The organism is Angustibacter sp. McL0619, assembly GCF_049994355.1.
In the GTDB taxonomy this organism is placed as follows: domain Bacteria; phylum Actinomycetota; class Actinomycetes; order Actinomycetales; family Angustibacteraceae; genus Angustibacter.
In genome coordinates, this window is sequence record NZ_CP188257.1 from 1,790,235 (window position 1) to 1,810,956 (window position 20,722).

Consider the following 20,722-nt stretch of genomic DNA (forward strand, 5'->3'; position numbering starts at 1 on the left):
CCTACTGGCCGGCCACCGCGGTCTCGAGGACGTCCAGCGCCTCGGCCAGCAGGGCGTCCTCGATCACCAGCGGTGGCAGGAAGCGCAGCACGTTCCCGAAGGTGCCGCAGGTGAGCGTCAGCACACCCTGCTGGTGGCAGGCCGCGCTGATCCGGGCGGCCTCTGCCGGGTCCGGGTCCGTCGTCCCGGGCGTCACCAGCTCGATGGCCACCATCGCGCCGCGGCCGCGCACGTCGCCGATCTTCGGGTGCTTGGCGGCCAGCTCGGCCAGCCGAGCCAGCATGGTCTCGCCGATGGCGGCCGCGCGCCCTGCCAGGCCGTCCTGCTCGAGCGACTCGATGGAGGCCAGCGCGGCCGCGCAGGCGACCGGGTTGCCTCCGTAGGTGCCGCCGAGCCCCCCGACGTGGACCGCGTCCATCAGCTCGGCGCGGCCGGTTACCGCGGCCAGTGGCAGCCCGCCCGCGATGCCCTTGGCCACGGTGATCAGGTCGGGGACGACACCCTCGTGCTCGCACGCGAAGACCGAGCCGGTCCGACCGAAGCCGGTCTGAATCTCGTCGGCGACGAAGACGATCCCGTTCTCGCTACACCACTGTGCGATGGTCGGCAGGAAGCCGGGGGCGGGGACGACGAAACCGCCCTCGCCCTGGATCGGCTCGATCACCACGCAGGCGACCTCGTCGGCGCCGACCTGCTTGTCGATCACCGAGATGGCCCGGCGCGCGGCCTCGACCCCGCTGACCGGGGCCGGCTCGCGGAACGGGTAGCTCATCGGCGCGCGGTAGACCTCACCCGCGAACGGGCCGAAGCCGTGCTTGTAGGGCATCGACTTGGCGGTCATCGCCATCGTCAGGTTGGTTCGGCCGTGGTACGCGTGGTCGAACACGACGACCGCGTCCCGACCGGTCGCGACGCGGGCGATCTTGACCGCGTTCTCCACCGCCTCGGCGCCGGAGTTGAACAGCGCCGACTTCTTCGCGTGGTCGCCGGGGGTCAGCCGGGCCAGTGCCTCGCAGACCTCGACGTAGCCGGCGTACGGCGTGACCATGAAGCACGTGTGGGTGAACCGCTGGACCTGCTCGCTGACCCGGGCCGCGACCCGCGGGTTCGCGTTGCCGACGTTCACCACGGCGATGCCCGAGCCGAGGTCGATCATCGAGTTGCCGTCGACGTCCACCAGGACGCCGCCGCCGGCCCGCTCGATGTACACCGGAAGTGTGGTCCCCACCCCGTCCGCCACCGCGGCCAGCTTGCGGGCGTGCAGCTCGCGAGAGCGCGGCCCCGGGATCTCGGTCACCAGTCGGCGACGCTGGGGCAGTCCGTCGACGACGGCGGGGACGCTGGACTCGCGCAGGTCGGTCATGGCTCGCAGACTAGCCAGCGGGCAGGCTCGCGCGCAGCGCCAGACTGCGGCCCACCGGCGGCGACGCCTGACAGTGTGCTGCCCGGGTCGTGCACGGCCTGCACTAGCGTCGAGCCGCGACCTCACGACCAGCAGAAGGAGCACCCGGTGACCCAGCAGGACGAGCGACGTGTCGTCGAGGCCGTACCCCAGGGCCTGTTCATCGGCGGTCAGTGGCGCCCGGCGTCCGACGGCGCCGAGCTGAAGGTGCTGGACCCCTCCACGGAGGAGGTGCTGACCACCGTCGCCGACGCGAGCGTGGCGGACGGTCGCGCCGCGCTGGACGCCGCCGTGCAGGCGCAAGCCGCGTGGGCGGCTACGCCCCCGCGCGACCGTGGCGAGATCCTTCGCGCCGCCTTCGAGAAGGTCACCGAGCGGGCCGAGGACCTCGCCCTGCTGATGACGCTGGAGATGGGCAAGCCGCTGAAGGAGGCGCTCGGCGAGATCACCTACGGCGCCGAGTTCTTCCGCTGGTTCTCGGAGGAGGCCGTGCGGATCTCCGGGCGGTGGTCGACCGCACCGAACGGCGCCACCCGGCTGCTCACCATGAAGCAGCCGGTCGGGCCCTGCCTGATGATCACCCCCTGGAACTTCCCGCTCGCCATGGGCACCCGCAAGATCGGTCCGGCGATCGCAGCCGGCTGCACGATGGTGGTCAAGCCGGCGTCGCAGACCCCGCTCACCATGTATGCGCTCGCGCAGATCCTGACCGAGTGTGGGCTGCCGGACGGCGTGCTCAACGTGGTGACCACGTCGCACACCGGCGACGTCATGGAGCCGCTGATCCGCGACCCGCGGCTGCGCAAGCTCACCTTCACCGGCTCCACGCCGGTCGGGCGTCGGCTGGTCGAGCAGTCGGCCGAGGGTCTGCTCCGGGTGTCCATGGAGCTCGGCGGCAACGCGCCGTTCGTGGTGTTCGACGACGCCGACCTGGACCGTGCGGTGGACGGCGCGATGCTGGCCAAGATGCGCAACATCGGCGAGGCGTGCACCGCGGCCAACCGGTTCATCGTGCACGAGTCGGTGGCCGGCGAGTTCTCCGCGCGGCTGGCCGAGCGGATGGCGGCGCTGACCGTGGGCCGTGGCACCGAGGACGGCGTGGACGTCGGCCCGCTGATCGACGGGATCCAGCGGGACAAGGTCGCCGAGCTGGTCCAGGACGCCGTGGACCATGGCGGCAAGGTGCTCACCGGCGGAGGACCGCTGGACGGCAAGGGCTTCTACTTCTCACCGACGGTGCTGACCGACGTCCCGACCGAGGCCCGGGTGTTCGACGAGGAGATCTTCGGTCCGGTCGCACCGATCACCACGTTCGAGACCGACGAGCAGGCGCTCGCCCTGGCTAACGACACCGAGTACGGGCTCATCGCGTACGCGTTCACCCGGGATCTCGCCCGGGCCCTCGCCGTCGCCGAGGGCCTCGAGACCGGCATGGTCGGGATCAACGCCGGGGTGGTCTCCAACCCGGCGGCACCGTTCGGTGGGGTCAAGGCGAGCGGGTTCGGCCGCGAGGGTGGCGCCGAGGGGATCGAGGAGTACCTCGAGACCAAGTACGTCGGCATCGCGCCCTGAGACTGGCTGCACTATCTCTGCGTCGAGAGCTGCGGGGCGGGTCACCCGAATGGAGCAGTGTGTCGCTGCACTCTGTTCTGGAACACCTGTGCACGGGTGTGGCTCGTGCTGTGACTAGTCCGGTCGAGTGCGTTGTGACTGGGCGCGACTAGCCCGATCGGGTGACTGTCTCACTCACTGGAAGCAACTTTCGGTAACTTCCTGCGCTGTGACGCTGAGTGCCACTTCAATCGCTTACAGCGATAGAGGTGGCAGCCAGCCACCGCCCCTGTCAGAGGAGTTGCACATGGAACAGCCCTCGATCACCAGCCTCGTCATCGGCTGGGGCCTTGCCGCAGTGCCGTTGGTCACCGCCGTTGGTGCGGTGCTTGCCGGATCCAAGTGGTGAGCACGGTGGACACCCTGTCCCAGGTCCTGTCGGAGAGTTCTGCCGACCAGGACAAGCGCGCACCCGGCTACAAGTGGGCGTAGGGCGTACCCCGCCCCTACGACGATGAAGCGACCTTCACCGCTCGCGCTGTACGTCGGCGCGGTCGCCGCCACCGGAGCCGTGATCATGCTGATCACGCTTCGCGGCGTCGACCTCGCCGACGTCCTGCGCACTGCACCGACCCCGGTGTGGCTGCTTGCGGTGGGGTTGGTGCTGGGCGAGCTCACGCCCATCCCGGTGGCCCGTGGCGACGACGAGACGTCGGACGTGACGATGTCCACCACGTTCGCCCTGGCCCTGGTCGCGACCGGGCCGTTCGCGTTGCTGCTCCTGCTGCACTCGGTGGCCGTGGCCGCCGACGACGTCCGCACCCGGCGCAGCCCGGTGAAGATGGCCTTCAACTTCGGCCAGTACGCGATCTCGCTGCTGGCCGCCCGGATCGCCTACTGCGCCATCACCGGGCACGACTTCTTCGGCTCGTACAACAACTTCGAGGCGCACGACCTGCCGGCCGCCCTGGTGGCCGGCTTCACGTTCATCATGCTCAACAACGGCCTGGTCGCGATCGTCGTGGCCATGGCCACCCGCCAGCCGGTGCTGAGCATGCTGCGCGACGACCTGGCGTTCAAGCTCGAGACCTCCAGCGTGCTGCTCGGGCTGGCGCCGGTCGCCGCCGTGCTCGCCGAGGTCAGCGGCTGGCTGGTGCCGTTGCTGGCGCTTCCGGTCCTCGCCGTGCGGCGCTCCGCCGCGCTGGCCGTCGCCCGGCAGAGCCAGGCCATGCGCGACGCGCTGACCGGGCTCGGCAACCGCGAGTACTTCTTCAACCGGGCCGAGCGGGTTCTCGCGCTGTGCCAGCGCAACCACCAGTCGTTCGCCGTCCTGATGATCGACCTGGACCACTTCAAGGACATCAACGACACGCTCGGGCACCAGATCGGCGACCGGGTGATCCAGACCGTCGGACGCCGGATCATGCACGCCGGCGGGATCGCCGGCTGCGTCGCGCGGCTGGGTGGCGACGAGTTCGCGGTCGCCCTGCCCAGCCTGGACGCCGAGCAGGCCGGGCTGGTGGCCGAGGGGCTGCTGGCCGACATCGTCCGTCCGCTGCAGGTCGGCGGCACTCGCATGGTGACCCAGGCCAGCGTCGGCATCGCCATGGCCGAGCCCGGCCTGGACGTCACGATGCTCATGCAGCGCGCCGACATCGCGCTGTACGAGGCCAAGCGCGACCGCGCCCGCTGGTGCCTGTTCGACCCGGCGGTCACGCCGTCCACGCCCGAGCGGCTGGGACTGCTCGCGGACCTGCGCGACGCGCTCGACCGGCGGCAGATCTCCGTGCACTTCCAGCCGCAGGTCGCGCTGGTCGGTGGTCGCATCTTCGGCGCCGAGGCCCTGGCCCGCTGGGACCACCCGACGCGCGGATCCGTTGCGCCCGAGGAGTTCATCGCCCTGGCCGAGCATGCCGGACTGATCGACCAGGTGACCGACATCGTGCTCGAGGAGTCGCTGGCCGCACTGGCCTGCTGGGGCTCGATGGGCCTGGCCGCCCGGGTCTCGGTGAACCTCTCGGCTCGCCAGCTCGCGGACATGAGCCTGCCCGAACGGATGCACACCGCGCTGGCCCGGCACAACGTGCTGCCCGGCCAGCTCACCGCCGAGGTCACCGAGGGCAGCATCATGGGCGACCCGCGTCGGGCGGCCCAGGTGCTGCAGGAGCTGCGCACCACCGGCATCCGGATCGCCGTCGACGACTTCGGCACCGGGTACTCCTCGCTGGCGTACCTGCAGCGGCTCGACCTGGACGAGCTCAAGATCGACCGCAGCTTCGTGCAGTCGATGAACACGGTCAGCCGGGACGACGTCCTGGTCCGCTCGATCATCGAGCTGGCGCACAACCTGGGCCTGTCGGTCGTCGCCGAGGGAGTGGAAAGCGCCGAGCAGGTCGAGCGGCTGCGCGAGCTGCAGTGCGACGCCGCCCAGGGCTACCACCTGGGCCGTCCGATGGACCGCGAGATGATGACCGCCTGGCTGCGTCGCGACACGATGCTGGAGCCGGTCCGGCTGCCCGAGTCCGAGCCCAGCCCCGAGACGTTGACCGGCGTGGTCAGCGCACTGGCCGAACTCGCGCCGGGCGAGGAGAGCCAGCCGCCGCGGCAGCCGGTGCGTCCGGCGTCCCGTCAGGCGCTGCGCGCCAGCCGCACCGCGCAGAGCGGCGCGCCCCAGCTGCACTCCGTTCCGACTGGTGCCGGTTCGGCCACGCCCGCGTGACACCCTGACGACATGAGTCGTCGCATCGCACTGCTCGGGTCAACGGGATCGGTCGGTGTCCAGGCCGTCGACATCGTGCTCCGCAACCCGGATCGGTTCAGGGTGACCGCGCTGGCCGCGGCCGGTACCAACGTGGCGGTGCTGGCTGATCAGGCCGCGCGGCTGGGCGTCGAGCAGGTCGCCGTCGCCCTCCCGCAGGCCGAGCAGCCGCTGCGTGCGGCCCTGACCGCAGCGGGCGCAACCGCCGAGGTGCTGGTCGGGCCGGACGGGGTCGAGCAGGTAGCCGCGCGGGGCGACGACGTGGTGCTGAACGCGATGACCGGTTCCATCGGGCTGCGACCGACGCTGGCGGCGCTGACGGCAGGGAGCACCCTGGCGCTGGCCAACAAGGAGTCGCTGATCGTCGGTGGCCCGCTGGTCAGGGCGGCCGCCCGGCCCGGCCAGATCGTGCCGGTCGACTCCGAGCACTCCGCGATCGCCCAGTGCCTGCGCGGCGGGGACCCGTCGGAGGTGGCTCGGCTGGTGCTGACCGCCAGCGGCGGCCCGTTCCGTGGCCGCTCGCGCGAGGAGCTGCACGACGTCACGCCGGCCGAGGCGCTCGCCCACCCCACCTGGGACATGGGGCGGATGGTCACCACGAACTCCGCCACCTTGGTGAACAAGGGTCTGGAGGTGATCGAGGCGCACCTGCTGTTCGACCTGCCGTTCGAGCGGATCGACGTCGTGGTGCACCCGCAGTCCATGGTGCACTCGATGGTCGAGTTCACCGACGGCTCGACGCTCGCCCAGTGCTCGCCCCCGGACATGCGGCTGCCGATCGCGCTCGGTCTGGGCTGGCCGGACCGGGTTCCGGACGCGGCACCAGGCTGCGACTGGACCACGGCGAGCACCTGGCAGTTCCTGCCGCTGGACGACGAGGCGTTCCCGGCCGTGGCGCTGGCCCGCCAGGTCGGCTCGGCCGGGTCGACGTACCCGGCGGTCTACAACGCGGCCAACGAGGAGTGCGTCGACGCCTTCCACGAGGTTCGGATCCGCTTCACCGACATCGTGGACACGGTGGCCCGGGTCGTGCGGGAGCACACCGCGCCCTCCGGGGCGATCACCCTGTCGGACGTGCTGGACGCCGAGATGTGGGCCAGGTCCCAGGCTCGTGCGATCCTAGGAGGGTGACCTTCCTCTACTACGCCGTGGGCGTGCTGGTGATCGCGGTCGGCATCGCCGGCTCGATCGCGCTGCACGAGATCGGCCACCTCGTGCCAGCCAAGAAGTTCGGGGTCAAGGTCACCCAGTACATGGTCGGCTTCGGGCCGACTCTGTGGTCGCGGCGCAATGGCGAGACCGAGTACGGCGTCAAGTGGATCCCGCTCGGCGGCTACATCCGGATGATCGGCATGTTCCCGCCCAAGGCCGGCCAGGACGAGAGCGACGCGCTGCGGGCGACGTCCACCGGCCGCGTCGGGATGATGGTCGACCAGGCCGTGCAGGCCCGGTCCCGGCGGCGTCCGGGGCTCGCGGAGCAGGCCCGCCAGCAGTCCATGGACGAGATCCAGCCCGGCGACGAGAGCCGCGTGTTCTACAAGCTCCCGGTGACGCAGAAGGTCATCGTGATGCTCGGCGGCCCCACGATGAACCTGCTCATCGGCGTCCTGCTGCTCGCGGGGGTGCTCACCCTCTACGGCGCCGCGGTGGCCAAGCCGGGCGCCCAGGTCGCCGCGGTCAGCCAGTGCGTGCTCAAGGCCGACCAGGTGACCGCTGACACGGTGTGCTCGGCCGGCGACCCGAGGACGCCGGCCAGCGCCGCCGGGCTGCAGCCCGGGGACAAGCTCATCTCGGTGGCGGGCACGCCGATCCGGTCCACCGCGCAGGTCGGCGAGCTGATCCGCCCGCGGGTCGGGCAGAGCACCGCGATCGTGGTCGACCGGGCCGGCGAGCAGCTCACCCTCTATGCGACGCCGATCGAGAACTCCGTGGCCAAGCTGGACGCCGACGGCAATGCGGTGATCGGCCCGGACGGCAAGGCCGAGACCGTCCAGGCGGGCTTCCTGGGTATCACCAGCCAGTCGCCGTACGTCGTCGAGCGCCAGCCGATCAGCGCAGTTCCCGGTCAGGTCGGCACGGCGCTGACCTCGACCGCCGGCGTGGTGCTGCGCATCCCGCAGAAGATGGTCGGTGTGGTGCAGGCCGCCTTCGGCTCGGGCGCGCGGGACGTCAACGGCCCGATCAGCATCGTGGGGGTCGGCCGGATCGCGGGGGAGATCACCAACCAGGAGGCGCGCGGGGACGGCGGCTGGGCCGCGGCCCTCGCCTTCGACCTTGGCCTGGTCGCCTCGGTCAACTTCGCGCTCTTCGTGTTCAACCTGATCCCGCTGCTGCCGCTGGACGGCGGGCACGTCGCCGGTGCCATGTGGGAGGGGGCTCGTCGAACCGTCGCGCGCATCCGCAACCGGCCCGACCCCGGGCCGACCGACGTCGCGCGGCTGCTGCCGATCGCCTACGCGGTCAGCAGCGTGCTCGTGGTGATGTCCGTCCTGCTGATCTACGCCGACGTGGTCAAGCCGATCCACCTGAGCGGCTGAGCTCGACGGCGGGGGATACTGGAACCATGAGCGTCTCCCTCGGCATGCCCGCAGCGCCCCCGCCCGTTCTGGCGCCGCGCCGTCCGTCCCGCAAGATCCAGGTCGGGTCGGTGTTCGTCGGCGGGGACGCACCGGTCAGCGTGCAGTCGATGACGACGACGCCGACGACCGACGTCAACTCGACCCTGCAGCAGATCGCGGAGCTCACCGCGGCTGGTTGCGACATCGTCCGCGTCGCCTGCCCCACCCAGGACGACGCCGAGGCGCTGCCCGCGATCGCCCGCAAGTCGCAGATCCCGGTGATCGCGGACATCCACTTCCAGCCGAAGTACGTGTTCGCCGCTATCGAGGCAGGCTGCGCCGCCGTGCGGGTGAATCCGGGCAACATCCGCAAGTTCGACGACCAGGTCAAGGACATCGCGCAGGCCGCCAAGGACGCCGGGGTGGCGATCCGGATCGGCGTCAACGCCGGTTCGCTGGACCCTCGCCTGCTGGAGAAGTACGGCAAGGCGACGCCGGAGGCGCTGGTCGAGTCGGCGGTCTGGGAGGCGTCACTGTTCGAGGAGCACGACTTCCACGACTTCAAGATCTCGGTGAAGCACAACGATCCCGTCGTCATGGTCCGTGCGTACGAACTGCTCGCGGCACGCGGCGACTGGCCGCTGCACCTCGGGGTCACCGAGGCCGGGCCGGCCTTCCAGGGCACCATCAAGTCGGCCACCGCGTTCGGCGCCCTGCTCTCGAAGGGGATCGGGGACACGATCCGGGTCTCCCTGTCGGCCCCGCCGGTCGAGGAGGTCAAGGTCGGTATCCAGATCCTGCAGTCGCTGAACCTTCGACCGCGCAAGCTCGAGATCGTGTCCTGCCCGTCCTGTGGCCGGGCTCAGGTGGACGTCTACAAGCTCGCCGACGCGGTGACCGCGGGGCTGGAGGGCATGCAGGTGCCGCTGCGAGTCGCCGTGATGGGGTGCGTGGTGAACGGTCCCGGTGAGGCACGCGAGGCCGACCTCGGGGTCGCCTCCGGAAACGGCAAGGGCCAGATCTTCGTGCGGGGCGAGGTCATCAAGACGGTGCCCGAGGCGCAGATCGTGGAGACGCTGATCGAAGAGGCCATGCGCATCGCCGAGACCATGGACGCCGAGGGCGAGCCCAGCGTTTCTGTCTCGTGACCCGACTGGTGGTCGACACCGCGGGTCCGGGCACGGCACGCTGAGCGCGTGCTTCGAACTGCCACCGCGCTGCGCACGCTCGGGCGCCAGGACCGCCAGGCGATCCTGGACCTGTGCGCGAGCGACCCCGTGGTCAACGTGATGGTCGCCGAGCGGGTCGAGCTGGTCGGCGCCGAGCCGGTTCGGCTGGGCGGCGAGCTGTGGGGGATGTTCGAGCAGGGTCAGCTGACCTGTGCGTGCTGGTCGGGGGCCAACCTGATCCCGGTCGGCCGCTGCAGCGAGGCCGCCCTGGACGCGTTCGCCAGCCGGGCCCGCCGCGCTGGTGTCCCGTACTCGTCGATGTTCGGCGAGGCGGAGCCGGTGCTCGGGCTCTGGGCCCGTCTGCAGGCCGCCGGGTGGCGGGCGCGCGACGTGCGCGCGTGCCAGCCGCTGTTCGCCACCGACCGGGTGCCCGAGGTCGAGCCCGACCCGCTCGTGCACCGGGCCGAGCCGGACGATCTGGTCAACGTGCTGCCCGCTTCGGTGGCGATGTTCACCGAGGAGGTGGGCTACTCGCCGATGGCGGCCGATGGCGGGCTGTCCTACCGACGCCGGGTCGCGGACCTGCTGCGTCAGCACCGGATGTTCGTCCGGCGCGACGACCAGGGCAGCGTCATGTTCAAGGCGGACCTGGGCTCGGTCAGCTCGTCGGTGGCGCAGGTGCACGGCGTCTGGGTGGACCCGCGCTGGCGCGGACAGGGGATCGCCGCCCCCGCGATGGCTGCGGTGGTGCTCGCCGCACTGCGCGAGGACGCCGCGACCGTCTCGCTCTACGTCAACGACTACAACGAACGCGCGCTCGCCGTGTACGGCAAGGTCGGCTTCACCCGAGTCGGCACATTCGCCACCGTGCTCTTCTGAGCGGGGTCCCGCCGACAGGAGCGGATGCACAACCCGCGCCCCCACGGGGTCTGATCGCCAGCCGCTCCTGTCGGGCGGACCGCCTCAGCCAGCGATCGCGGCCAGCACGCACGCTGCGACCCACTCGGGTTCGAACATGACGTGCTCCCACGCGAAACGCAGCACCCGCCAGCCGCGAAGGGTCAGCTCGGTGTACCGCCGGCAGTCTCGGGCGAGGGCCGATCGGTGGCCGTGGTGCGCGAAGCTGTCGGCCTCGATCACGATGCGCCGTCGCGGGTCGCCGAGGTCGACTCGGGCGCGGAAGCCGTCCGCGTCGATTTGCAGCTGCGGATCGAAGCCCCGCACGCGTGCCTGGATGACGATGGAGCGGAGCACCGACTCGAGCGGACTCTCAGCACGGCCGTCGGCGTGCCGCGCGACGAGTCGCGCTGTGCGGCATCCGTTGCCGCGCAGCTCACGGGCTTGAGACGCGAGCTCATCGGACTCCACCAGCCGACGACGCAGGGCGGAGTCGGCGGCGGCCAGTCCGATCGAGAACGTCCGGTCTCGCGCCAGATCCAGCACGGTTCGCAGGGGGCTCGTGACCCCGTCGACGATCTCGTCCCGGGAGAGCCGCGCCCAGTGCACGACAGCCTCGCGCCGATCTAGTCGCGCTCGCTGCGGGCACACCGTGACGTGGGGCTTGGGATCGGTGGTGGGGATCTCGATGCCCCAGATGGTTGCCGCGCTCTCGTGTGACACCACTCCGGCAAGGCGCACCGCCGACACGCGTGGGTCCGGTGCGGCCGGCAGTGCGTACCGACCGCGCGCCAGTCGCACCACGTCGCCCTGCCGGACCGCGCGTCGCACCTCCGCGCGGCTGCACACCTCGTCCAGCTGTGCCAGGGTGCCGGACCCTCCGAGGCGCGAAAGCACCTGGGTCGGATCGCGGTAGGCCACGACATGAGCCTGGCCGAAACGTGCTCGGCGGCGTTTCCGTCATCCACAGGTGGTCCTGCCGACAGGAGCGGATGCACCTGCCGTATCTCTCAGGGGTCTGATCACCAACCGCTCCTGTCGGGCGGACGCGCTCCCAGTCCGCCGACTACGCTCGGGGAACCCCAGAACCCCTAGGAGACCCCGTGATCGCGCGCATGTCGACGTTGTTCCTTCGCACCCTGCGTGAGGACCCGTCGGACGCCGAGGTCCCCAGCCACCGCCTGCTCGTGCGGGCCGGCTACATCCGCCGCGCGGCACCGGGGATCTACACCTGGCTGCCGCTCGGGCTGCGGGTGCTGCGCAAGGTCGAGTCCGTCGTCCGGGAGGAGATGGACGCCGCGGGGTTCCAGGAGCTCCAGTTCCCGGCGCTGCTGCCGCGCGAGCCCTACGAGGCGACCGGGCGGTGGACCGAGTACGGCGACAACATCTTCCGGCTCAAGGACCGCAAGGGCGGCGACTACCTGCTCGGACCGACGCACGAGGAGATGTTCACCCTCACGGTCAAGGACCTGTACTCCTCGTACAAGGACCTGCCGCTGTCGCTGTACCAGATCCAGACCAAGTACCGGGACGAGGCGCGTCCGCGGGCGGGCCTGCTGCGCGGGCGCGAGTTCGTGATGAAGGACTCGTACTCGTTCGACGTGGACGACGCCGGGCTGCAGCGCTCGTACGAGGCGCACCGCGCCGCGTACATCAAGATCTTCGACCGGCTCGGCCTAGACTACGTGATCGTCGCGGCAATGTCCGGGGCCATGGGCGGCAGCGCCAGCGAAGAGTTCCTCGCCAACGCCGTCAACGGCGAGGACACCTACGTCCGCTCGGCGGGCGGCTACGCCGCGAACGTGGAGGCCGTGGTGACCGTGCCGCCGGACGCGCGTGGCTGGGACGACGTCCCTTCGGCGCACGTCGAGGACACCCCCGGGACGCCGACCATCAACTCGCTGGTCGCGCTGTCGCGCGAGCTGTTCCCCGAGCGCGAGTGGTCCGCGGCGGACACGCTGAAGAACGTCGTCGTGATGCTCGTCCAGCCGGACGGCACGCGCGAGCCGCTGGTCGTCAGCCTGCCCGGCGACCGCGAGGTCGACCTGAAGCGGCTCGAGGCGCAGGTGCACCCGGCCGAGGTCGAGGCCTTCACCGAGGCAGACTTCGAGCGGCACCCCGCGCTGGTCAAGGGCTACATCGGCCCGCAGGTGCTGGGGGAGGGGTCGGTCAGCGGCATCCGCTACCTGCTCGACCCGCGGGTGGTGGACGGCACGGTCTGGGTCACCGGCGCCAACGTCGCGGGCAGGCACGTCTTCGACTTGGTGGCCGGCCGCGACTTCAAGGCCGACGGCACGATCGAGGCCGCCGAAGTCCGCGCGGGGGACCCGGCACCGGACGGCTCAGGCCCGCTCGAGCTCGCCCGCGGCATCGAGATCGGCCACATCTTCCAGCTGGGCCGCAAGTTCGCGGACGCCCTCGGCCTGAAGGTGCTGGACGAGAACGGCAAGCAGGTCACCGTGACGATGGGCTCCTACGGCATCGGGGTGTCCCGTGCGGTGGCCTCGGTCGCGGAGAGCAGTCATGACGAGCTCGGGCTGGTGTGGCCGCGCGAGGTCACCCCGTACGACGTGCACCTGGTCGCCACCGGCAAGGACGCGGCGGTGTTCGAGCAGGCGACCCGGCTGGCCGACGAGCTGAGTGCCGCCGGTCTGGACGTGCTCTACGACGATCGGCCGAAGGTCTCGCCCGGCGTGAAGTTCAAGGACGCAGAGCTGATCGGGGTGCCGACCATCGTGGTCGTCGGCAAGGGGCTGGCGGACGGCGTGGTCGAGGTCAAGGACCGCGCGTCCGGCAAGCGGGAGGACGTCGCGCTGGGCGAGGTGGGCGGCCGGGTCCGCGACCTCGTCCGTCCAGCGCGCTGACCCCGGCGCCGTGAGCTGGCTAGACCTGCCCGCCGGGGTGGGCCCCGGAACCGTGGTGCTGCTGCTGGTGGCGGCGCTGGTGGCGGGCTGGGTGGACGCGGTCGCCGGTGGCGGGGGTCTGATCCAGCTCCCCGCCTTGCTGATCGGACTGGGGCCGGGCACGCCGGCCATCTACTCCCTGGCGACCAACAAGCTGGCCTCGATCTGCGGCACCGCGACCAGCTCGATCACGTACTACCGCAGGGTGAAGCCGGACCTGCGCACCGCGCTGCCGATGGCCGGGCTGGCGTTCGGGGGCGCGCTGATCGGCGCAGCGGTCGCGTCCAGCCTGCCCTCGGCCTGGATCAAGCCGATCGTGATCGTCGCCCTCCTCGCCGTCCTCGCGTACACGCTGCGCCACCCCGACCTGGGTGAGCTGACGGTGCTGCGGCACTCCGGAAGGCGCCACCACGTGACCACCGGCGGGATCGGCTTCGTCATCGGCGTGTACGACGGCGCGATCGGGCCGGGTACGGGCTCGTTCCTGGTCTTCGCGCTGGTCGGCTGGGTGGGCTACGCCTTCGTCGAGGCCAGCGCCAAGGCGAAGATCACCAACTTCGCCACCAACCTCGGTGCGCTGGTCATCTTCGCGCCGCAGGGGGTGGTGCTCTGGCGGCTCGGCCTGGTGATGGGACTGGCCAACCTGTTGGGTGGCTACGTGGGAGCCCGCACGGCGGTCGCGCAGGGTGCGCGGTTCGTCCGGGTGGTGTTCGTCGTGGTGTCCGCCCTGCTCATCGTCCGCCTGGGTTACGACGTGCTGGCCGGTTAGGTGTAGTTCCCCGACAGGTTGTGAACGCGGGCTGCGGGGACGAGGCCTCCGATGCCGGTGTGGGGTCGGTGATGATTGTAGGAGTGGAGCCAGTCGGGGTAGGTCGCTGCGCGGGCTTGGTCGGAGAGATAGACCTGGGCGTAGGCCCATTCGACGATCAGGGTCCGGTTGAACCGCTCGACCTTCCCGTTGGTCTGGGGTCGGTAGGGGCGGGTCCGTCGGTGTTTGATGGCGGGCCCGAGGGCGTTGGCGAAGTCGCGTGAGCGGTAGCAGGAGCCGTTGTCGGTCATGACTGCCCGGACGGTGATCCCGGCTTGGGCGAAGAACGCGTTGGCGCGGCCCCAGAAGGCCGCGGCGGTCTCCTTGCGCTCGTCAGGCAGCGGCTCGGAGTAGGCCAGCCGGGAATGATCGTCCACCGCGTGGTGCAAGAAGACGTAGCCACGCGACGTCGGCGCGCCACCATGACCGGCCCGCTCGGTCCTGGCATGGGCGCGTCGGTGCTGTTCGGAGTCGCGACCAAAGGCCCGCCAGCCACCACCGTCCGGGATCCGGCCCAGCTTCTTGATGTCCACATGGACCAGGTCGCCCGGGGCCGCCGCCTCGTAGCGGATCGGCGATGGCTTGCGGACCGGCAGGCCGGTGGCCTGGTCGAGGTGGACCAGCAGCGGCATCCGATAACGCGCCAGGACGCGACCAACCGTCGATCGCGGAACCCCGAGGTGATAGCCGATCCGGTGCGGACCCCAACGCCGGCAGTACCGCAGCTTCACGATGCGCCGTTCAAGGCGGCGCGGGCAGCGCCGCGGCGACCGCGCTGGACGAGACGAGCAGTCCGTCATCGGCTCGCCATCACGGTAGCGCCGGGCCCACTTGGCCGCTGTCGCGGGCGAGACCTGCAACCGCTCCGCAGCACGACGGACCGTCCACCCCTGCTCGACGATCAGGACCGCCAGGCGTCGACGCCCCTCAGGCGTCAGCGGGGCATTAGCGTGAGTCACGAGGACCTCCAGTCGAGGGTTGGTGTCGTAACCCCCTCCGTACTGGAGGTCCTCGCTATCCGTCTACGCCTTCACGCTCACAACCTGTGTAGGAACTACAGTTAGGTCAGCCCGGGCTGCGTTCCGGCATGCCGGGGAAGGTCTGTGCGGTGGCTCCCCAGGCCTGGGCTGCCGTCGCGCTCTCGGCCAGCCACCGGGCGGGTTCGAGCCGGGCCGCAGCGGGGGCGGCAGCGACCAGGTCCGCGTTTGCGTCACTGACCGCCGACTCGACGTGGGCGGCGAGGTCGCGTGCTGCACTGCGCGAGTGCACCGGCGGCCGATCCAGTAGCAGGCTTCGATGGCGAGCCCGGCGCCGTACTCACCTGCCTCGTGCTTGACGGCCAGGAACAGCGTGGCGAGTGCGTCGGACGGCTGGTTGCGGGCGGTCGCGACGCTGGACAGACGGGCGCTCACGTCCTCGCGTTGGGTGTCGGTGCGGTTCATGGGTGCTCCTTCTCGGTCTGTCCGGGCCGCTCGCCGGGTGGGGTACTGGCGGGGAGGGGGTGGCCCTCCCCGCCAGCCGGGGGGGGGGGGGGGGGTTACTGGTTGTCCGCCTCGCGGCGGCGGGTGGCGGCAGCGACCAGGAGGAAGCCGCCTGCGAGCAGCGCCAGGGCGACGCCGATGGTGGTGCCGGCTGCCTGCCGGTTGATGCCGGTATAGGCGAGCACCTTGTCGTTCGGCAGGATGACCGGGGTGGCCGTCGCGTGGGTCGGCGGGATCAGCGCCGGCGGAGTGGTGGCTGTCGGGCAGTTGCCGACCTTGGCTCGCACCGTGAACTTCCACTGGTGGTCACCTGCGAGTACGTAGCCTTCGTCGGCAGCCGCGGTCACTGTGTAGGTGCCGGGGCCGTAGGTGCTCGGGGAGACCAGGCCGGTCGCGCCCTGGCGGGGCTCGACTGTGTAGCCGATGTGGGCTACATCCTGCGGGATGGACAGGGCGCCGTTGGTGGCGCACTTCGGGGAGGTGACGCCCGGCTTGGTCGCGGTGACGGAGGCCGGGCACGGAGCGGTGTGGTTGACAACGATGCGGTAGACCTTCACGGTCTTGCCGTCCGCGAACACGAATCCGGGCTTGGCTGTCGCTGTGATGGTCACGTTGTGCCCGTCGCGGACCGTCTGGTAGGTGATGGAGTCGGTGTCGGACGGGGTGTTCACCACGTCGTCGCTGTCGCAGTCGTCGGCCTTGATGACGGTCGGCTCGGTTGGGGTGACCACGATCAGGCACGCGTCGGCGCTGCCGAGGTCAAACTCCCAGGTGACGACGGTTTTGCCGCCTGCGAACACGTACCCCTCGTTGGCGGTGGCGGTCACGGTGTAGTGCTGCCGGTCGTGCTTGGTGGCGTAAGTGATCGACTTGGAGTCGGCGGGGACGTTGAGGGTGTCACCGGTGCCGCACGCGGTGGCCTTGGTGACGGTCGGAGCGGCCGGGATGACGACGGTTCGGCAGTTGCCGTTGAGGTTGATCTTCCCGATGGGGTCTGCTTTCGAACCGTCGCCCCAGGCGAGGAACGCGGTGGCCTGCGCGTAGGTCGTGGTGCCGGGGACGGTCACTGTGAACGCGTACCCGGTGTTGCCGACGACCCGCTGGCTGGCGGGAGTGGCGGACGCGCCGGACGGCTTGAGCTCGCCGACGGTCAGGGTCGCCTTGTGGCCGAGGCCGTCAGCGGGGACGTTGGTCGTCTTCCCTGTGTAGGTGAGCCGGTAGTCGCCGGACGGCAGGCAGGCGGCGCTGACGCTGAGGGTGCCGGTGTGGGCGGACGCGACCGACGCCGGGACGACCACGCCTAGCGCGGCGAGGGTGAGGGCAGCGGCTGCGCTGAGGGCGCGAGCGATGGGCTGTTTCATGGGGTTCCTTTGGCCGTGGTGGTCGTGGTGGTCGTGCCCGGGACGCTCGCGCCGGGTGGTCGGTTCATGGAGGGCGCTTCCCTCCCTGGTTGCGGTGCTCGCGTACACGCTGCGCCACCCCGACCTGGGTGAGCTGACGGTGCTGCGGCACTCCGGAAGGCGCCACCACGTGACCACCGGCGGGATCGGCTTCGTCATCGGCGTGTACGACGGCGCGATCGGGCCGGGTACGGGCTCGTTCCTGGTCTTCGCGCTGGTCGGCTGGGTGGGCTACGCCTTCGTCGAGGCCAGCGCCAAGGCGAAGATCACCAACTTCGCCACCAACCTCGGTGCGCTGGTCATCTTCGCGCCGCAGGGGGTGGTGCTCTGGCGGCTCGGCCTGGTGATGGGACTGGCCAACCTGTTGGGTGGCTACGTGGGAGCCCGCACGGCGGTCGCGCAGGGTGCGCGGTTCGTCCGGGTGGTGTTCGTTGTGGTGTCCGCCCTGCTCACCGTCCGCCTGGGTTACGACGTGCTGGCCGGTTAGGTCAGCCCGGGCTGCGTTCCGGCATGCCGGGGAAGGCCTGTGCGGCGGCTCCCCAGGCCTGGGCTGCCGTCGCGCTCTCGGCCAGCCACCGGGCGGGTTCGAGCCGGGCCGCAGCGGGGGCGGCAGCGACCAGGTCCGCGTTTGCGTCACTGACCGCCGACTCGACGTGGGCGGCGAGGTCGCGTGCTGCACTGCGCGAGTGCACCGGGAACGGCAGCGTGTACCCCGGGGGCGCAGGCGGCACGGGACGTCGGGCGGCGGACAGCCGCGCGGCCACCAGGTCCCGTCGGGCGGCGTGTCGCTGCAGCGCGTCGGCCGCCCTGACCCGGTCCGCCGTCGAGCCCTGCGCGCCGACGATGCCGTACGCGTAGACCGCGGCCTGCTCCGCCGCGAGCAGCGACTCCAGGGCCTTCGCCGGCCCCGCCCCGAGGTCGGTCGGGCTACCGGTCGCGGTTCCGCTCGCGGTCGAGCCCACGCGGGCCGTGCGGGAGGTGCTCATGGCTTGTTTCCTGCCGGGAGCAGCTGGAGGGTCGCGGCGTGCACCGTGCGGCAGGCCGCGACGGAGGCGAGCAGCCGCGCGACGTCACCGCTGACCCTGGCCAGCTCGGGCTCGATGGCACTGGCCCCGGCGCGCTCGGCCGCAGCCTGCTTGGTCAGCGCGGTGGCCGCGGTGGCGCCGGACGGATCGGTGTCGGTGGGCAGTCCCGAGCTGGCGGTCGTCCCGGACGACGCGCTCGGCTGCACCGGCCGCAGTGCCGCCGCGTGCTCGCGGTGCTGTTGCACGATGACGGCGAGCTGACGGGCCGCGTCGGGCCGCAGAGACGCGGCCCGCATCGCGCTCGCGGCCAGCTGGTCGGACTGGAGCGCGACCCGTTCGCGGGCGAGCTCGTCGCCGCCCGCGGCGGGCATGGTGGGGTCGGCGTCGGGCTCGCCGATCCGCAGCGAGCAGCCCGGCAGGACGCACAGCGCGGGGGCGCTCAGCCCGGCCCGAACGAGCTGGCGCCGCGTCAGGTGAACGCCCCCAACGGGCCGCTGGTCGGCAGGCACGGCACGAATCCTCGCACGTCCCGGATATGGGTAGGGTTGTGAGGCGGCGGCGTTGCGCCCATCACACGAGAACAGCGGCGGGAGGCTTCGGTGGCCAGCAGGAACCCCACAGGTGAGGCGTTGGCCGAGTCGCTTCGGCGCACGCTGACACCTGTCGTCCAGGGCCTCGGGCTGGTGCTCGAGGAGGTCATCGTGACTCCGGCCGGGTCTCGCCGGGTGCTGCGCGTAGTCCTGGACTTCGCCGACGCCGACGCCGACGCCGGCGCAGACGGCGGTGCCGCGAGCGCGGGGTCCGAGTCGTTGACCCTGGACGCTGTGGCCAAGGCGTCGCGCGAGATCTCCGCGACGCTGGACGCGAGCGACGTGATGGGTGCGACGCCGTACGTGCTCGAGGTCTCCTCGCCGGGGGTGGACCGGCCGCTGACCACCCCGCGCCACTTCGCCCGGAACCTGCGCCGCTTGGTCTCCGTCACGCTGAGCGACGGGTCCACCGTGCAGGGTCGGGTGACCGCGGTCGGCGACGACCTGCAGCTCGAGGTCGAAGGCGCCAAGAAGGGCACCAAGAGGGCCCGTGCGGTCAGCTGGGACGACGTGACCCGTGCCCAGGTGCAGGTCGAGTTCAAGCGGTTGGACGACGAGGCCGGCGACGACGAGGAAGACGGCGCCGAGGCCGGCGACGACGAGAGCGGTGCGTGATGGACATCGACCTGGCTGCCCTGCGGCTCATCGAACGTGAGAAGGACATCCCCGCCGGCGTGCTGATCAGCGCGATCGAGCAGGCCATGCTCGTCGCCTACCACCGGACCGAGGGCGCGCAACCCAACGCCCGGGTTGAGCTGGACCGCGCCTCCGGGCATGTGGTCGTCTGGGCCCGCGAGCAGCTCGAGGACGGCACGGAACGCGAGTACGACGACACCCCCGAGGGCTTCGGCCGGATCGCGGCCTCCACCGCGCGGCAGGTGATCCTGCAGCGGCTGCGCGACGTCGAGGACGAGCATGTGCTGGGCGAGTTCCGCGGTCGCGAGGGTGACGTGGTCGGTGGGGTGATCCAGCAGGGATCGGACCCGCGCACCGTGCTGGTCGACCTCGGCACGGTGGAGGGGGTGCTGCCGCAGACCGAGCAGGTGCCGGGGGAGCAGTACGTGCACGGTGAGCGGCTGCGCTGCTTCGTCGTCGCCGTCCGCAAGGGTGCCAAAGGCCCGCAGATCCAGCTCTCCCGCACGCACCCCAACCTGGTCCGCAAGCTGTTCGCCCTCGAGGTGCCGGAGATCGCCGACGGCAGCGTCGAGATCATGGCGCTGGCCCGCGAGGCCGGGCACCGGACCAAGATCGCGGTCCGCACGTCGGTCCCGGGGGTCAACGCCAAGGGCGCGTGCATCGGCCCGATGGGCCAGCGGGTGCGAGCGGTGATGTCCGAGCTGCACGGCGAGAAGATCGACATCGTCGACTGGGACGACGACCCCGCGGCGTTCGTGGCGCACGCGCTGTCGCCGGCCAGGGTGAACGAGGTGCTCGTGGTCGACCGGCTCGCCCGCTCCGCGCGCGTGGTCGTACCCGACTACCAGCTCTCGCTCGCGATCGGCAAGGAGGGGCAGAACGCCCGCTTGGCGGCGAAGCTGACCGGTTGGCGGATCGACATCCGACCGGACACGCAGGTCGAGGACGGCGCCGAGCCGGACGCGCGGGCGGGAGGTTCGTCCGCCTCCGCAGCGGGCGGGCAGTGACCTGGCGGAACGTCGCCGGGCCGGGACGCGGTAGAGTGTCTGAGACCGAGCGCCCGTCGGGGCCGCTCGCGCACGTGCCGATCAGGCGCTGCGTGGGGTGCCGACAGCCGGGTGAGCGGTCAGTCCTCCTGCGGTTCGCCGTGGCCGAGGTCGACGGCCAACCAGCTGTCGTCCACGACCCCGAGCGGGCCCTGCCGGGGCGCGGTGCTTGGCTGCACCCGGACGAGGACTGCTGGCAGCTCGCCCTGCGCCGGTCGGCGTTCGGTCGGGCCCTGCGGTCCGCGGCGAGGCTGGACCAGGTGGGAATCAGCGCGGTTGTCGCAGCGCTGACGCCCGAGCACGACCGTATGACGTAGTCAGAGTCATCCCGCTCCCGAACCTGGGCGCGGGCACCACACGTCACCGTCACCGTCGGCGGGGACGCGAGCAACCGGAAGCGGGTCAGAACGCTGATGAGCACCCGATGAGCACCCAGCGATGAACACCCCCCAGCACTAACGACGGTCCGCGCCTGTCCTGGCCCGGACCAGAAGACAG

At 71.2% G+C, this 20,722-nt stretch carries 19 protein-coding genes; 12 read left to right on the forward strand and 7 right to left on the reverse strand.

Going from position 1 to position 20,722, the window contains the following annotated elements; translation table 11 throughout:
- Window position 1: 1 nt before the first annotated feature.
- On the reverse strand, window positions 2-1,363 hold the full coding sequence (gabT, locus tag ACPPVT_RS08295) for a 4-aminobutyrate--2-oxoglutarate transaminase (protein WP_426566529.1): 1,362 nt from the start codon (window positions 1,361-1,363) through the stop codon (window positions 2-4).
- A gap of 147 nt (window positions 1,364-1,510) precedes the next feature.
- Between gabT and ACPPVT_RS08300 the strand changes: the two genes are divergently transcribed.
- The 6 genes from ACPPVT_RS08300 to ACPPVT_RS08325 all read left to right on the forward strand — a co-directional run bounded on the left by ACPPVT_RS08300 (window position 1,511) and on the right by ACPPVT_RS08325 (window position 10,317).
- Window positions 1,511-2,974: an NAD-dependent succinate-semialdehyde dehydrogenase gene (locus tag ACPPVT_RS08300; RefSeq protein WP_426566530.1), complete on the forward strand. Its 1,464-nt coding sequence runs from the start codon at window positions 1,511-1,513 to the stop codon at window positions 2,972-2,974.
- A 493-nt stretch (window positions 2,975-3,467) separates the two neighbouring features.
- On the forward strand, window positions 3,468-5,672 hold the full coding sequence (locus tag ACPPVT_RS08305; RefSeq protein WP_426566531.1) for a putative bifunctional diguanylate cyclase/phosphodiesterase: 2,205 nt from the start codon (window positions 3,468-3,470) through the stop codon (window positions 5,670-5,672).
- Window positions 5,673-5,684: 12 nt separating this feature from the next.
- Window positions 5,685-6,842: a 1-deoxy-D-xylulose-5-phosphate reductoisomerase gene (dxr, locus tag ACPPVT_RS08310; protein WP_426566532.1), complete on the forward strand. Its 1,158-nt coding sequence runs from the start codon at window positions 5,685-5,687 to the stop codon at window positions 6,840-6,842.
- The gene (locus ACPPVT_RS08315) at window positions 6,839-8,248 is read left to right on the forward strand and encodes a M50 family metallopeptidase (RefSeq protein WP_426566533.1); all 1,410 of its coding nucleotides are present in this window, start codon (window positions 6,839-6,841) and stop codon (window positions 8,246-8,248) included. Before dxr ends, ACPPVT_RS08315 begins: the two co-directional genes overlap by 4 nt.
- 26 nt (window positions 8,249-8,274) lie before the next feature.
- Entirely contained in the window at window positions 8,275-9,417 is a 1,143-nt protein-coding gene (gene ispG / locus ACPPVT_RS08320; protein ID WP_426566534.1) for a flavodoxin-dependent (E)-4-hydroxy-3-methylbut-2-enyl-diphosphate synthase, read from the forward strand.
- Between the two features lie 48 nt (window positions 9,418-9,465).
- Window positions 9,466-10,317: a GNAT family N-acetyltransferase gene (locus ACPPVT_RS08325; RefSeq protein ID WP_426566535.1), complete on the forward strand. Its 852-nt coding sequence runs from the start codon at window positions 9,466-9,468 to the stop codon at window positions 10,315-10,317.
- An 84-nt stretch (window positions 10,318-10,401) separates the two neighbouring features.
- Here the strand turns inward: ACPPVT_RS08325 and ACPPVT_RS08330 are convergent, their stop codons facing one another.
- On the reverse strand, window positions 10,402-11,256 hold the full coding sequence (locus tag ACPPVT_RS08330; protein ID WP_426566536.1) for a DUF559 domain-containing protein: 855 nt from the start codon (window positions 11,254-11,256) through the stop codon (window positions 10,402-10,404).
- A gap of 182 nt (window positions 11,257-11,438) precedes the next feature.
- Between ACPPVT_RS08330 and ACPPVT_RS08335 the strand changes: the two genes are divergently transcribed.
- Together ACPPVT_RS08335 and ACPPVT_RS08340 are read left to right on the forward strand one after the other, a co-directional pair.
- Window positions 11,439-13,199: a proline--tRNA ligase gene (locus ACPPVT_RS08335; protein ID WP_426566537.1), complete on the forward strand. Its 1,761-nt coding sequence runs from the start codon at window positions 11,439-11,441 to the stop codon at window positions 13,197-13,199.
- A gap of 10 nt (window positions 13,200-13,209) precedes the next feature.
- Window positions 13,210-14,007 (forward strand): sulfite exporter TauE/SafE family protein, encoded by a 798-nt coding sequence (locus ACPPVT_RS08340; protein ID WP_426566538.1) that lies wholly within the window; start codon window positions 13,210-13,212, stop codon window positions 14,005-14,007.
- On the opposite strand, the gene ACPPVT_RS08345 is transcribed toward ACPPVT_RS08340, so the two are convergent.
- From ACPPVT_RS08345 to ACPPVT_RS08355, 3 genes are all read right to left on the reverse strand, one after another.
- A complete protein-coding gene (locus ACPPVT_RS08345; RefSeq protein ID WP_426560353.1) occupies window positions 14,004-15,005 on the reverse strand; it encodes an IS481 family transposase in 1,002 nt (333 codons plus the stop codon). The genes ACPPVT_RS08340 and ACPPVT_RS08345 overlap by 4 nt on opposite strands.
- A 106-nt stretch (window positions 15,006-15,111) precedes the next feature.
- The gene (locus tag ACPPVT_RS08350; RefSeq protein WP_426566539.1) at window positions 15,112-15,315 is read right to left on the reverse strand and encodes a DUF4439 domain-containing protein; all 204 of its coding nucleotides are present in this window, start codon (window positions 15,313-15,315) and stop codon (window positions 15,112-15,114) included.
- Between the two features lie 268 nt (window positions 15,316-15,583).
- Window positions 15,584-16,888, reverse strand: a complete 1,305-nt coding sequence (locus ACPPVT_RS08355; protein ID WP_426566540.1) for a hypothetical protein — start codon at window positions 16,886-16,888, stop codon at window positions 15,584-15,586.
- Window positions 16,889-16,982: 94 nt separating this feature from the next.
- Between ACPPVT_RS08355 and ACPPVT_RS08360 the strand changes: the two genes are divergently transcribed.
- Complete coding sequence (locus ACPPVT_RS08360; protein WP_426566541.1) at window positions 16,983-17,414, forward strand: TSUP family transporter; 432 nt, start codon at window positions 16,983-16,985, stop codon at window positions 17,412-17,414.
- Window position 17,415: 1 nt separating this feature from the next.
- Here ACPPVT_RS08360 and ACPPVT_RS08365 read toward each other — a convergent pair whose 3' ends face one another.
- Both ACPPVT_RS08365 and ACPPVT_RS08370 read right to left on the reverse strand, forming a co-directional pair.
- Window positions 17,416-17,913, reverse strand: coding sequence for a DUF4439 domain-containing protein (locus tag ACPPVT_RS08365; protein ID WP_426566542.1), 498 nt, complete (start codon window positions 17,911-17,913; stop codon window positions 17,416-17,418).
- Window positions 17,910-18,461 carry a hypothetical protein gene (locus tag ACPPVT_RS08370; RefSeq protein WP_426566543.1) on the reverse strand — a complete coding sequence of 184 codons (552 nt, stop codon included), beginning with the start codon at window positions 18,459-18,461 and terminating at the stop codon, window positions 17,910-17,912. Before ACPPVT_RS08370 ends, ACPPVT_RS08365 begins: the two co-directional genes overlap by 4 nt.
- A 90-nt stretch (window positions 18,462-18,551) precedes the next feature.
- On the opposite strand from ACPPVT_RS08370, the gene rimP reads away from it, so the two are divergent.
- The 3 genes from rimP (at window position 18,552) to ACPPVT_RS08385 (ending at window position 20,541) form a co-directional block, all read left to right on the forward strand.
- On the forward strand, window positions 18,552-19,157 hold the full coding sequence (gene rimP / locus ACPPVT_RS08375; RefSeq protein WP_426566544.1) for a ribosome maturation factor RimP: 606 nt from the start codon (window positions 18,552-18,554) through the stop codon (window positions 19,155-19,157).
- Window positions 19,157-20,185 carry a transcription termination factor NusA gene (nusA, locus tag ACPPVT_RS08380; protein WP_426567095.1) on the forward strand — a complete coding sequence of 343 codons (1,029 nt, stop codon included), beginning with the start codon at window positions 19,157-19,159 and terminating at the stop codon, window positions 20,183-20,185. Before rimP ends, nusA begins: the two co-directional genes overlap by 1 nt.
- Before the next feature lie 140 nt (window positions 20,186-20,325).
- A complete protein-coding gene (locus ACPPVT_RS08385; protein ID WP_426566545.1) occupies window positions 20,326-20,541 on the forward strand; it encodes a YlxR family protein in 216 nt (71 codons plus the stop codon).
- The last annotated feature ends 181 nt before the right edge of the window (window positions 20,542-20,722 follow it).

Coding starts and splice junctions, on each gene's coding strand:
- ACPPVT_RS08305 (WP_426566531.1), top strand. CDS start 3,468: ATGAAGCGACCTTCACCGCTCGCGCTGTACGTCGGCGCGGTCGCCGCC.
- ACPPVT_RS08365 (WP_426566542.1), bottom strand. CDS start 17,913: ATGAGCACCTCCCGCACGGCCCGCGTGGGCTCGACCGCGAGCGGAACC.
- dxr (WP_426566532.1), top strand. CDS start 5,685: ATGAGTCGTCGCATCGCACTGCTCGGGTCAACGGGATCGGTCGGTGTC.
- ispG (WP_426566534.1), top strand. CDS start 8,275: ATGAGCGTCTCCCTCGGCATGCCCGCAGCGCCCCCGCCCGTTCTGGCG.
- gabT (WP_426566529.1), bottom strand. CDS start 1,363: ATGACCGACCTGCGCGAGTCCAGCGTCCCCGCCGTCGTCGACGGACTG.
- ACPPVT_RS08355 (WP_426566540.1), bottom strand. CDS start 16,888: ATGAAACAGCCCATCGCTCGCGCCCTCAGCGCAGCCGCTGCCCTCACC.
- nusA (WP_426567095.1), top strand. CDS start 19,157: ATGGACATCGACCTGGCTGCCCTGCGGCTCATCGAACGTGAGAAGGAC.